Genomic DNA, 13,158 nt, shown 5'->3' with positions numbered 1-13,158 from the left:
GGAATGACCTCATGAGTATTCAAGTTAAAAATATTGAAAAACACTTCGGTGCATTCCATGCACTAAAAGATATCACGTTAGATTTCCCGGATGGTCAACTGGTTGCCCTACTCGGTCCATCAGGTTGTGGAAAAACAACATTATTACGCATCATTGCAGGTTTAGAGTCAGCAGACCGTGGGCAGATCATGCTTGAGGGTCAAGATGCCACCAATGTTCATGTTCGTGAGCGTCAAGTCGGTTTTGTATTTCAGCACTATGCCTTATTCCGTCACATGACAGTCTATGACAATGTGGCTTTTGGTTTACGTGTTCGCCCACGTGCAACGCGTCCAAGTGAAGCGGAAATTAAAAAACGTGTAACACGATTACTCGATTTAGTTCAACTTGGATTTTTAGCAGATCGTTACCCTGCACAGCTTTCAGGTGGTCAACGTCAACGTATTGCATTGGCACGTGCTTTAGCCGTTGAGCCACGTGTATTATTACTGGACGAACCTTTTGGTGCATTAGACGCCAAAGTACGTAAAGAGTTACGCCGTTGGCTACGTACTTTACATGATGAGTTACACATTACCTCTATTTTTGTTACCCATGACCAAGAAGAAGCTTTAGAAGTTGCCGATCAAATCGTGGTGATGAACAAAGGGGATATTGAGCAAATTGGTTCACCTCGTGAAGTTTACGAAAAACCTGCAACACCATTTGTCTTTGACTTTTTAGGTCAAGCAAACCGATTTGAAGGTGAAAATCGTCAAGGCACACTTTATTTAGGTGATGATCATCTTCAACTTGATGCGGCAAAAAATACGGCTGATGGCAAAGTGATTGCATTTGCACGCCCTGATGAACTCACTATTCATACTCAACCCACTGAAAATGCCATTCAAGCAACTTTCTTACGTGAAGTTTGGATCGCAGGTAAAGTCATGGCGGAGTTACATGATCGTCAAGGAAATTTAATTGAAATTTCCTTAAATTCAGAAGAGGCAAAATTACATAAATTTAGACCAAACCAAACCGTTTGGCTTAGCCCTTCGACATTACACTTATTTGAAAATCAAGTTGCGTAATACGCTCTACGGATGAGTGTAATCCACTCATCCAAACCCCGAGGTAATGAATAAAATGAACTTTCAACAATTACGAATTATCCGAGAGACAGTTCGACAAAATTATAATTTAACCGAAGCTTCTGCGGCATTGTATACATCACAATCAGGTGTCAGTAAACATATCAAAGATTTAGAAGATGAACTTGGTGTACAACTTTTTGTACGTAAAGGCAAGCGTTTACTTGGTTTAACTGAGCCTGGACAAGCGTTATTGAGCATTGTTGAACGTATGTTAATCGATGCTGATAATATCAAACGTCTTGCAGATGATTTTAACAAAGTCGATGAAGGCACATTAACTATCGCAACAACACATACGCAAGCACGTTATGTATTACCACCTATTGTCAATTTATTTAAAAAAGCCTTTCCAAAAGTCCATCTGATTTTGCAACAAGCGAGTCCTGTTGAGATTTCTGAAATGTTACTACTTGGTTTAGCTGACATTGGTATCGCAACCGAGTCACTCACCACTGAAGACAACTTGGGAAGTGTGCCATTTTATGAATGGAAACATAGCATTATTACGCCACAAGATCATCCATTGACCAAACTTGATCCTCAAGACATCACTTTAGAGAAATTAGCTGAATATCCAATTATTACCTATCACGGCGGTTTTACAGGACGTTCAAAAATTGACAAAGCCTTTCATGATGCTGAATTAGATGTCGATATTGTCATGTCAGCACTTGATGCCGATGTCATTAAAACTTATGTTGAACTTGGCATGGGCGTTGGTATTGTCAATGATGTGGCTTATGACTTAGAACGTGACCACCGTCTTAAACAAATTGATACTGATATTTTTGGTGTTAACACCACTTGGATCGCAGTACGTAAAGGGCATCTGCTACGTGGCTATGGCTATGAGTTCATATCATTATGCTCACCTGAAGCAGATATCAAAGCCCTGAAAAAAATCGCTTATCCTGAGGACTAAATCTCCTAGATTAATCAATACAACTCAAAGAGAGTGATCATCACTCTCTTTATTATTTTAAAAATCATATAATTATTAACATTGATGATTGCACATTCTACAAAAGCCCCATAAAATTATTGAATAAAAATAAAGCAATATAACTTTTTATACTTGGTTGGGGTCACAGCATGAATACTGGTTTTTTGGGAACACTCGCCTTCGGGATGTCTCCCTGTCTATGTTTTGCAGCAGGATTAGAAAATTCTGAACAATCTATCTCTGCTTTTTTAGAAAAAGATAACTATTTAGAGTTGTCTATAGCACAGATACATCCACATGTTTCTGGACAAGTTACCAACCACGACCTATTAGAAAAAGTGGGTGTGAGTGACTTCTCGACAGGACAACTGATTCAAGACTACTCCATGTTCAATGCGGCAATTAAAATACAATACCATCCCCATTGGTCATTGGGTTTTATTTATGATCAGCCTTATAAAGCTGAACTTGACTATCAGTATGCACCTTCGTCCCTACTGCCCAATAAAACCATTGAAGCAGCAAAATTTAAAGTCAAAAGTCAAAGCCTGACTCATTTATGGGGTTACCAGCCAGACTTAAACTGGAAAGTATATGCAGGCTTTACGCTGCAAGAATTGCAAAGTAAGCTGAGTTTAGAAGGTTTATCGTATTCAATTATGAGTGGTTATCAAGCTGAATTTAAAGCAGATACTGCTGTAGGATGGTTAGCTGGAGTCCATTATCAAATCCCTGAATATGCACTCAGTACCTCAATAAGCTATCACTCCAAAATTAAGCACAATCACCATGTAAATGAAACGCTCGCAGGACAAAAAATACAATTTGTACCGAATAGCAGCACCAATATTCAAACCCCACAATCGGTAAATGTGGATTTCAAAACTGCTGTCAGTAACAAGCATTTAATCTATGGTTCTTTACGTTGGGTCAATTGGCAAGACTTTAACATGCAACCTACGCAGTTTAATGCCATTTTGGATGCAGCTGTTATGCAATACCCTGAACTCATTCAAAAATTTAATTTGATTGAATATAAAAAAGATCAATGGTCTAGTCAGTTAGGATTGGCTCATCGAGTCAATGATCAATGGATTATGCTCACAGATGTATCTTGGGATTCAGGTACAGGAAATCCTGCTGGGACACTCAATCCTTCCGATGGTTTTTATGCTTTGGGTCTCGGTGCAATGTATCAACTACAACCCAATCGTTTTATTACAGCGGGTTTAAAATATTTTAAATTACAAAAAGCTCAAACCGTACAAAACGATATTTTTATTGCAGGTAATCAAAGTGCAAACTTAAATGCAATAGATGATAATTATGCAATCGCTTATGGTATAAAAATTGGTTATTCATTTTAAACAATAAATGATATGCATAAAAAAACGAGCCGAAGCTCGTCTTTTCGATCATGATAAAATCAAGTCTTACCAGTTGTAGCTGATCCCCACTTTACCCACTGGCATCCACTCATATTTGTCATCGTTTGCGATTTTGTTTGCCTCAGCATTTACAGCTTGACCTAAAGTACGACCATCATCACCAATTAACCCAGGATGGCTAGCTGTTAATTGAACAGATGGATTTCCTGTATAATAAGCACCTACTTCACCGAATACACCAATGTTTTTAGTGATTTTAGGCGCAAAACCAAAACCTAGGTATGGTGCAATATCATTGTCATACTGTTGGCTACCTTTAATTGAAACATTATCATTTAAACCTGCATTAAAGCGTGTTCCATCAACTTTAAATGATGCATTTGTGCCTACATTTCTTTTTAGGTCATAATCATTATCAACATAGCCTACACCTGCTGCAACATATAAACCTTGTGCCCAGATATTTTGGCTTGCACCCCAAGGACGAATTTCAGCATTTAAATATGCAAGGCTGTTATCCATATCCATATCATATGTTGAGCCATTTACTTTAACATCATCCGACCAAGAAATGTCACCACCATTATAACCTAGAGCCAAACCAACATATGGGTTCGCTGTCCAAAGTAAAGCACCACCGTAACCTGTTGTACCTACTTCAGCACGTACACCTGTTGGGATTAATTGGTTTTTATCAAATGCATAACCACTATGTACCACTTGGTCATCAGCCATTGCAAAACACGATGCAGATAATGCTGTTGCTACTGCTAATACTTTTAACATTTTCATAGATGTCTCCTCAAAAAGCATTTCTTCTTTAATCATTCATATATTTTTGACGTGAGCCCATCATATTCAAAAACTTTATGTTAAAAAATATACATATTGATGAAGTTTTGTTAATTTTTGATACAATTCTACGTAATTATTTGTTTTTAGTTGCTTTACATCTATACAAAATGCGTATTTTTATGCTTATCCGATAAAACCTTTTTCAATATGATATTTTTCTAGAAAATGCGGTTTTTTTATCTCATTTCATCACTTTTGGTGTAGAATCTTCGGCAAACTTTTTTTGGAAAAAAGATCATGTCTCAGCTTTCAACTCTTATTGAGCAAGCATTTGAAGACCGTGCTAATTTCACTGCTGCAACATGCCCAGCAGAAATTCGCCAAGCCGTTGAGGAAGCAATTGCGGGTTTAGATAATGGCTCACTTCGTGTAGCAGAAAAAATTGACGGTGAATGGATTGTTCACCAATGGCTTAAAAAAGCTGTTTTATTGTCTTTCAAAATTAACGACAATAAGCCAATTGAATCTTGTGATCTTCGTTTTTACGACAAAGTTGATACGAAATTTAAAGGCTGGACTGAAACACAATTCCAAGAGGCGGGTGTGCGTGTTGTTCCTCCTGCTGTTGCACGTAAAGGCTCTTTCCAAGCAAAAAATGTTGTGTTGATGCCTTCTTATGTCAACATCGGTGCTTATGTGGATGAAGGCACAATGGTTGACACATGGGCAACTGTGGGTTCATGTGCTCAAATTGGTAAAAATGTTCACCTTTCAGGTGGTGTAGGTATTGGTGGTGTATTAGAGCCACTTCAAGCGAATCCTACAATTATTGAAGACAACTGTTTTATTGGCGCACGCTCTGAAATCGTTGAAGGCGTGATCGTTGAAGAAGGCTCGGTTATTTCAATGGGTGTTTTCATTGGTCAATCTACCAAGATCTATGACCGTGAAACCGGTGAAATCCATTATGGTCGTGTACCAGCAGGCTCAGTTGTTGTATCGGGTAGCCTTCCATCAAAATGCGGTAAATACAGTTTATATGCTGCGGTTATCGTGAAAAAAGTAGATGCGAAAACACGTGCAAAAACCAGTTTGAATGACTTATTACGCGAAGACTAATCGTTCATTTTAAGGAGCTACGTGTTCCTTGGCGCTTTCTTCGTTCCTCCATCTCCACGCTCAGATGTGAGCGTGGAGATTTTTCATTTTGTAACCTGTGGTAAATCTCATGAATGCTCTGCGAACTTCGACTATTCCTGTCTCCGATCCGTCTGCGGGACTACGTATTACGGAGATTTTCTATTCTTTGCAAGGTGAAGCCAATGCAGCAGGCTTACCCACGGTATTTATTCGGTTAACAGGATGTCCTCTACGTTGTACCTATTGTGATACCACGTATTCTTTTGAAGGTGGTGAACGCCAATCTTTAGAGCAAATTATTCAAACAACGCTCGATTTTAAAACCCCTTATATTTGTGTAACAGGTGGTGAACCCTTAGCTCAGCCCAATGCCTTACCACTCATGACACGTCTTGCTGACTTAGGTTGTGATGTTTCATTAGAAACCAGTGGTGCATTGGATGTATCTAAAGTTGATCCACGTGTGTCTAAAGTTTTAGACTTAAAAACCCCAACGTCGGGTGAAATGCAACGCAATTTACTCAGTAATTTTGAACATTTAACACCACATGATCAGATCAAGTTTGTGATTTGTAATCGTGAAGACTATGATTGGGCAAAGCAACAACTCGCTGATTTTCAGTTAAATGAAAAAGTGAGTACTGTTTGGTTCTCCCCTGCCTTTGCAGTCGAAAAAGGTGCGGTACGTTTGCCACAATTGGCACGTGACCTTGCACAATGGATTTTAGATGACCATCTCCCTGTTCGTTTCCAATTACAATTGCATAAATTGTTATGGAATGATGAAACTGGTCGTTAATAGATCGCATCGTTGTATTTTTATTTTACGTTTAGAAAATATAAAGCACGATAAGTTATCGAATTTTAGTAATTTTTGGAGACTTTGATTATGCGCCCTCGCGCCGTAGTTTTATTATCTGGTGGCTTAGACTCAACAACGTGTTTGGCTTGGGCACAAGCAAATTACGACTGTATTGCGCTAAGCTTTATGTATGGTCAACGCTCAACCACAGAACTTGATGCAGCACGCGCGATTACAAAAAATGCAGGTATAGAACATCGTGTCATCAATATTGACTTAGGAAATTTGGGTGGTTCTGCACTGACTGACCATAATATTGATGTTCCTGATCATGAAACTGATGGTATTCCTGTAACTTATGTTCCAGCACGTAACACAATTTTCTTATCTTATGCGCTTGCTGCTGCTGAAGTTTTTGATGCACAAGCGATCGTGATTGGCATCAATGCTGTTGATTATTCAGGATATCCTGACTGCCGACCTGAATTTATCGAAGCTTTTGCTAATATGGCTCGCCTTGCAACCAAAGTGGGGATTGAAGGAAAACCACTTAAATTTGAAACACCTCTGTTACATTTATCCAAAGCGAATATAATACGCTTAGGCATTGAACATGGCGTAGACTATAGTCAAACAGTCTCCTGTTACCAAGCAGATGACCAAGGACGTGCTTGTGGAAAATGTGATAGCTGCCGCCTCAGAAAGCAAGGCTTCAATGATGCAGGTGTTGCTGACCCAACACGTTATATACAGCAATAACAAGGTACAGTTTATGAAAAACTTAAAATCGGGTCTTATTCTTTCAACTTTATTCTCTGCGGCGGCTTTATTTGGTACAGCAGCACAAGCAGACAATAATGCACTACAACAAGCATATAAAAGCAGCAACGTAAAGTCTGCATTGATTGGTGTATGTAAAACTGAAACAGCCAAAGGTGGCAAATTAACCTCTGCTGAAGTCAGCAAATACTGTTCTTGTGCAATTGAATCAGACGGCAAACTGACCAATGATCAAAAATGGCAAATCCAAAGTGCCATTAACCAAAAGAAAAATCCTTCTTCTTTAGCGTTTGTACAAAAACAAAACCAAGACCTTCAAGCATGTTTTGGTCCTCAGTTAACAGGTAAATTAAAAACCTTAACTGAAGCTGCAATGAAAGCGGCTCAAGCGAAAAAATAAGTTGTCATTATTTGAAAATAAGCCACATTTTTGTGGCTTATTTTTTATAGCTTGCATAATGGAATAAAATTGGAGTAACACATGTCTGAGAATATTCAATTACCCAACCAGTGCTTTGCGAGTACGCAAGGTGAAATCAATCTCACCGAAATAACAACGGATTGGCTCATTCTTTATTTTTATCCAAAAGATAATACCCCAGGTTGTACGACACAAGCCGTTGGATTTTCTTGTTTAAAAGATCAATTTGATGCTTTAAACACCACGATTATTGGTGTTTCTCGTGACTCCGTGAAAACGCATCAGAACTTTACTGAAAAACAGGCTTTAACAATTGACTTGATGAGTGACAAAGATGAAGTGCTCTGTCAGCATTTCGATGTCATTAAAGAAAAAAATATGTATGGTAAAAAAGTTATGGGCATCGAACGCTCTACTTTTATTTTCCATAAAGGCGAATTGGTTAAAGAATATCGCAAAGTCAAAGCAGCAGGACATGCTGAAATTGTTTTAGAAGATTTAAAAGCTTTACAGAAGTAGTTTTTAAAAGGGCTTAAAATAAAATTTTTAAGCCCTAATACCCTTAAATAATTATTTTGCAGGCATTTTTTCTTTAATAAATTTTACAAGTTCAGGATTCATTTTTACAATCGCTTCTGTGTGGCTTGCACCTTCTACAGGCAAGAAAGTAACATCTGTCCCTAATGCTTTTAGATTTTTTTGCAATTGATCTGTAACTGCATAAGGTACCGCCATATCCTGTGTTCCTTGGATAATCATAACAGGCGTATTAATTTTTTTGGTAGCGGGTTGGTTATCTGCTAAAAACTGTTTAACTGTAGCATTATTTTGAAAATCTTTTACTAAACTTGGATAATCAAGCACAGTTTTTGTCGGATTACTTGATAAATAAGTTTTAATATCATCTGCAAATTTATTATGTAAATCTGTCAAACATAAACCATTTTCACCAGTTGTTCCTTCTGCAAATTCTGCTACTGTACGTGAACGTTCTTGGAATAATTCACGATAATTAAACTTAGGCTCATATGCAGTAATACCTACCGTTGTATACGCTGCATATGCTAATAACTCTGCTTGGATGTCAATCGCTGTGCCTTTAGGAACTACACCTACAGCTTCACCTAGTAATACTTGTTGAATTGCTTTTGGTGCAACTTCCGAAATAATATAGCCAAGACTTGAAGCTGGTGCACCTGCAACTGCACCTTTATAATTAATATCATCAGCAGCGATTTCAGCTGTACCTAAAGAAGCATGCCCACCTTGCGACTGACCTACTGACATCCATTGACCATTAATCTGCTGATCATATTTTTCTTTATACGCTTTTACAGCATAAATAGCAGAATTTGCAGCACTTTTTAAATTTAAATATGGATGAATACCTGCCGTACCTAAACCTTCATAATCCGGTGCAACAATCACATAACCTTCTTTTAATAAGCTTTCTGCCATTGTTTTAAAACGTGGATTAAAAATATTATTACTTGGTGCACAACTGTCTCCAATACCTACTGTACCATGCTCCCAAACGACGACACGCCAACCATCTTTTGGTCGTGCTATATTGGGTAAAAGTACGAGCGCTGTTGCTTCTTTGGTTTTACCTGCGATAGTCGGCATTTTATACGACATAATCTTTACAGAAGCTGCATTTGAAATTGTATCTAAGTTATATGTCTTTTCAGAAACATATGTTTTATTACTTGACCATAAATAATCATCGTCATCATCGTCATTACACCCCGCAAAAAAGAGAACCGAAGTACAGCTCAACGCAATCAGTGATTTTTTAAGTACGTGTTGCATAAATATATCCTCATTGTTGTTTTTTTGCTCTTCATGAGCACTTCACTAATAAAGCATAAAAAAAAGTACCTTACTAGGGTACTTTTCATGAAAATACGATGTTTTCATCGTTTATCTTTAAATTTTTAATTTTTAAAATATAAAGCAATAAATATACCTACAAAGATAATCAGCCCAACCCAACGATTATGTCGGAATGCCCAAAAACAACGTTGCGGATCACGATCATTGGTCTTTGTCCATTGATAAATAAAGTCTGCAACCACCACCAACAAGGCAATTAAACCATAAGGAAATAATAGATTTTCCAAATATAAACTTGCACCAATCAAAATCACCGCTGTTGCTTGTAATAAGGAAATAATTTCAATGTCATATTTGCCAAATAAAATGGCTGTCGACTTCACACCAATTTTCAAATCATATTCACGGTCAGTGATGGCATATTGTGTATCATAAGCCACTGTCCAAGCCAAATTACCAAAATAAAGCAACCAACATGTCCAATCCAAAGGCTTACCCATCGCGGTAAAAGACATTGGAATGCCCCATGAAAATGCCATGCCTAAAACTACTTGTGGTAAATGGGTATAGCGTTTCATAAATGGGTAAATAAATGCCAAGACCAAAGCTGCCAATGCGCAATAGAAAGTCGCAATCGGTAAGAAAAACAATGTACACGCACTTGCAGCCACCAAGGCAATAAAAACCCAAATCGCTTCTTTGGCTGAAATCACCCCTGTGGCTAAGGGTCTGTTTTTGGTACGTTCTACATGCGCATCCACCTTACGATCTGCAAAATCATTAATTGCACAACCTGCTGCACGCATAAAAATCGTACCTAACACCATAGCAGTTAATGTGACAAGATCAGGAATGCCTCCTGCTGCAATCCATAACGCCCACATGGTCGGCCAAAACACCAATTCGGTACCAATTGGTTTGTCAAACCGACACAAATAATAATAAGCTTCTAAGCGATCACGCCATGTGGTCTGTTGCAGAGTTGTCATGAAAATCCAACACCTTATTTCAACGATTTACTTTCAAGGAATTGCTCAAAAGCAGGTAAAAAAGTTTCTTGCACAATAAATTTGCAGCCATGCCAAGTATAACAACTTTGACGTGTCCAACCATCGTCTAAAAGCAATACACGACGCTCACAAGCAGGATGTGTACGCTGAAATAAAAATCGACCTATAGGTTGTCGCCCAATATGCTGAAATAAACGAGCACGTTTTTGCAAGCTTAAAATCGGGAAAATACTTTTAGCTTTGACCCATGCATCTGCATCACAGCCATATAAAAGGCTTTCACGTACCCATGCTGTATGTTGATACGGCATCTGCATCCATTGACTATCAATCCATGTTAAACGTTGGAAATGTTCATGTGTCGGTTCAACTTTAAATACACCACTCGCGATGTCAGTCAGTTGTTGTGTGAGTGAACCTTCGGCATACAGCCATGTGGTTAAATGCTCAGGAGTATTGAAAACCTGTTTGCGGCAGGAAGCAATCACTGTCATTTCCTTGAAATATTAAATAAAGAAAAGCATCATTGAGAATCATCAAAAATAATGTCAATTCTTATCAAGTATATCAAGATGATGACTCGCTGTGTTGCGATTGTCGCGATCTTCATCTACAAAAATTTTCATCTACAAAATTTAGTGCTGTCCCTCAACAGCCATTGCATGATTTTCATTATTTTATCAATTAGGTTTAGCTCAGCCCTTAAAAAAGCCCCGAAATCACTTCAGGGCTTTTCACAGTATTAAAATCTGCTTTGCTAACAATAACGTTTAATCAACTTTGAAAATAACGTAAATCCAAACGACCTTCATAAACATTTGCCGTTGGACCTGTCATCCACACCACATCGCCTTCTTTCCATTCAATGTGCAATGTACCGCCTGCAAGCTCAATTTCCACTTGATTAGACAATAAACCACGACGTATGCCCGAAACTGCCGCAGCACAAGCACCTGTGCCACATGCCATGGTTTCACCTACACCACGCTCAAAGACACGTAAACGTGCATGTTTTTCATCAATGATTTGCATAAAGCCTGCATTTACACGTTGAGGGAAACGCGTATGTGACTCAACTTGACGACCAATATTTTCAACATCAGCTGTTAAAACATCTGAAACCACGGTGACTGCGTGAGGATTTCCCATGTTGACAACATCAATCGTCAACTTTTGCTCATTAGCTAAGTCGATGTCATATAAAGCATCTGCTTCTTCAGCAACAAATGGGATTTCAACAGGTAAAAACTTCGGATAGCCCATATTGACACGTACCCAACCATTTGCACCAATTTCAGGTTCTACAATTCCTGCGCAGGTTTGTACCTTAAATTTAGTTTTATTGGTTAATTGACGTTCATGTACAAAACGCGCAAAACAACGTACACCATTACCACACTGTTCGACTTCAGAACCATCCGCATTGAAAATACGATATTTAAAATCGACATTTGGAAAATCAGGAGGTTCAACGATCAGTAATTGATCAAAGCCCACACCAAAATGACGGTCAGCCAAACGACGAATTGTCGCGGTATCAAAAAAAGCACGTTGGCTGATCAGGTCAACCACCATAAAGTCATTGCCCAAGCCATGCATTTTAGTAAATTCTAATAACATCTTCATTTACTCCTTAAGGCAATAACTGTTCATTTTCCCAAAGTGATTCAATCGTTTCACGCTGACGAATCACATGTGCTTGCTCACCATCAACCATGATTTCCGCAGCACGTCCACGGCTATTATAGTTTGAGCTCATGACAAAGCCGTAAGCCCCTGCACCCATCACTGCCAAAATATCATTTTCTTGTAATGCTAAATCGCGCTCTTTTCCTAAGAAGTCACCCGTTTCACAAATCGCACCCACAAGATCCCATGTTTTTGTTTCAACATCGGCACGAGGTGTAACCGCTTGAATGTCCATCCATGCTTGATATAAAGATGGGCGAATCAAGTCATTCATTGCTGCATCAATAATTGCAAAATTACGATGATTGGTTGGTTTGAGTAAATCAACTTTGGTTAATAGTACACCCGCATTGGCAGAGATACTACGACCCGGTTCCATATAGACTTTTAAGCCAAGTTTCTCTAAAGCAGGACGCATTGCATTGGCATATTCAGTCACTGTAGGCGGTGTTTCATCTTTATAGGTCACACCTAAACCACCACCAATGTCGATGTGTTTTAGATTGATGCCAAGTGCTTTCAACTGTTCAATCATGGCAATAACACGATCAAGTGCATCAACAAAAGGTTGTGTTTCAGTCAACTGCGAACCAATATGACAGTCGATGCCCACAACATCAAGATTTGGTAAAGAAGCTGCATATTGGTACGTTTCAAAAACGACATCTGAAGGAATACCAAATTTATTTTCTTTTAACCCTGTTGAAATATACGGATGTGTTTTCGCATCCACATCTGGGTTTACACGTAAAGAAATTGGCGCTTTTTTGCCAAGTTGAGCAGCAACTTTTTGAATTCGATCAAGTTCAGCATAAGATTCAACATTAAAACAAGCAATGCCCACTTCTAAGGCTTTTTGAATATCTGCTTCTTGTTTACCTAAACCAGAGAATACAATTTTTGAAGCATCGCCACCTGCGGCTAACACACGTGCAAGCTCGCCACCTGTCACAATATCAAAACCTGAACCGAGTTTTGCCAGTACATTCAATACCGCAAGATTTGAGTTTGACTTCACCGCAAAACAAATTTGATGATCGATAAATTCAAAAGCTTTATCCATATCTAAATAATGTTTTTCAAAAGTTGCTTTAGAGTAAACATAAAGCGGTGTGCCAAATTGCTGTGCAAGCTGATCTAAAGAACATTGCTCTGCATGCAATACCCCATTAATGCGGGAAAAACTCATGAATGTATCCTTTCAATGAACGCTAAAAA

The 13,158-nt window shown here is 38.5% G+C and carries 14 protein-coding genes; 8 read left to right on the top strand and 6 right to left on the bottom strand.

Annotated elements, in window-relative coordinates; genetic code table 11:
• The first annotated feature begins 11 nt into the window (after positions 1-11).
• The 3 genes from HX129_RS06055 to HX129_RS06045 all read left to right on the top strand — a co-directional run bounded on the left by HX129_RS06055 (position 12) and on the right by HX129_RS06045 (position 3,446).
• Entirely contained in the window at positions 12-1,073 is a 1,062-nt protein-coding gene (locus tag HX129_RS06055; protein ID WP_130072925.1) for a sulfate/molybdate ABC transporter ATP-binding protein, read from the top strand.
• Between the two features lie 55 nt (positions 1,074-1,128).
• Positions 1,129-2,058, top strand: a complete 930-nt coding sequence (locus HX129_RS06050; protein WP_130072926.1) for a CysB family HTH-type transcriptional regulator — start codon at positions 1,129-1,131, stop codon at positions 2,056-2,058.
• Positions 2,059-2,228: 170 nt separating this feature from the next.
• The gene (locus tag HX129_RS06045) at positions 2,229-3,446 is read left to right on the top strand and encodes an outer membrane protein transport protein (RefSeq protein WP_286436062.1); all 1,218 of its coding nucleotides are present in this window, start codon (positions 2,229-2,231) and stop codon (positions 3,444-3,446) included.
• A gap of 66 nt (positions 3,447-3,512) precedes the next feature.
• Here the strand turns inward: HX129_RS06045 and carO are convergent, their stop codons facing one another.
• Positions 3,513-4,259 carry an ornithine uptake porin CarO gene (carO, locus tag HX129_RS06040; protein ID WP_286433077.1) on the bottom strand — a complete coding sequence of 249 codons (747 nt, stop codon included), beginning with the start codon at positions 4,257-4,259 and terminating at the stop codon, positions 3,513-3,515.
• A gap of 300 nt (positions 4,260-4,559) precedes the next feature.
• On the opposite strand from carO, the gene dapD reads away from it, so the two are divergent.
• The 5 genes from dapD (at position 4,560) to HX129_RS06015 (ending at position 7,924) form a co-directional block, all read left to right on the top strand.
• Positions 4,560-5,381: a 2,3,4,5-tetrahydropyridine-2,6-dicarboxylate N-succinyltransferase gene (dapD, locus tag HX129_RS06035; RefSeq protein ID WP_130072929.1), complete on the top strand. Its 822-nt coding sequence runs from the start codon at positions 4,560-4,562 to the stop codon at positions 5,379-5,381.
• A 109-nt stretch (positions 5,382-5,490) separates the two neighbouring features.
• On the top strand, positions 5,491-6,201 hold the full coding sequence (gene queE, locus HX129_RS06030; protein ID WP_286436061.1) for a 7-carboxy-7-deazaguanine synthase QueE: 711 nt from the start codon (positions 5,491-5,493) through the stop codon (positions 6,199-6,201).
• A 90-nt stretch (positions 6,202-6,291) separates the two neighbouring features.
• Positions 6,292-6,963, top strand: coding sequence for a 7-cyano-7-deazaguanine synthase QueC (gene queC, locus HX129_RS06025; protein ID WP_286433080.1), 672 nt, complete (start codon positions 6,292-6,294; stop codon positions 6,961-6,963).
• Between the two features lie 13 nt (positions 6,964-6,976).
• Entirely contained in the window at positions 6,977-7,384 is a 408-nt protein-coding gene (locus HX129_RS06020; RefSeq protein WP_130072932.1) for a hypothetical protein, read from the top strand.
• Between the two features lie 81 nt (positions 7,385-7,465).
• Positions 7,466-7,924 (top strand): peroxiredoxin, encoded by a 459-nt coding sequence (locus HX129_RS06015; protein ID WP_286436060.1) that lies wholly within the window; start codon positions 7,466-7,468, stop codon positions 7,922-7,924.
• Positions 7,925-7,975: 51 nt separating this feature from the next.
• On the opposite strand, the gene HX129_RS06010 is transcribed toward HX129_RS06015, so the two are convergent.
• The 5 genes from HX129_RS06010 to lysA form a co-directional block, all read right to left on the bottom strand.
• Complete coding sequence (locus tag HX129_RS06010; RefSeq protein ID WP_286436059.1) at positions 7,976-9,217, bottom strand: alpha/beta hydrolase family protein; 1,242 nt, start codon at positions 9,215-9,217, stop codon at positions 7,976-7,978.
• Positions 9,218-9,342: 125 nt separating this feature from the next.
• Entirely contained in the window at positions 9,343-10,230 is an 888-nt protein-coding gene (gene ubiA / locus HX129_RS06005) for a 4-hydroxybenzoate octaprenyltransferase (protein ID WP_180044904.1), read from the bottom strand.
• A 14-nt stretch (positions 10,231-10,244) separates the two neighbouring features.
• Positions 10,245-10,745 carry a chorismate--pyruvate lyase family protein gene (locus HX129_RS06000; RefSeq protein ID WP_174493074.1) on the bottom strand — a complete coding sequence of 167 codons (501 nt, stop codon included), beginning with the start codon at positions 10,743-10,745 and terminating at the stop codon, positions 10,245-10,247.
• 280 nt (positions 10,746-11,025) lie between these two features.
• A complete protein-coding gene (dapF, locus tag HX129_RS05995; protein ID WP_130072937.1) occupies positions 11,026-11,871 on the bottom strand; it encodes a diaminopimelate epimerase in 846 nt (281 codons plus the stop codon).
• A 13-nt stretch (positions 11,872-11,884) separates the two neighbouring features.
• Entirely contained in the window at positions 11,885-13,129 is a 1,245-nt protein-coding gene (gene lysA, locus HX129_RS05990) for a diaminopimelate decarboxylase (RefSeq protein ID WP_130072938.1), read from the bottom strand.
• Positions 13,130-13,158 lie beyond the last annotated feature (29 nt).

The sequence above is a fragment of the Acinetobacter sp. 251-1 genome, assembly GCF_030329305.1.
GTDB classification, from domain to species: Bacteria; Pseudomonadota; Gammaproteobacteria; order Pseudomonadales; family Moraxellaceae; genus Acinetobacter; species Acinetobacter piscicola_A.
Note: the sequence above shows the minus strand (reverse complement) of the source record. Positions and strands in the feature narration are given on the sequence as shown.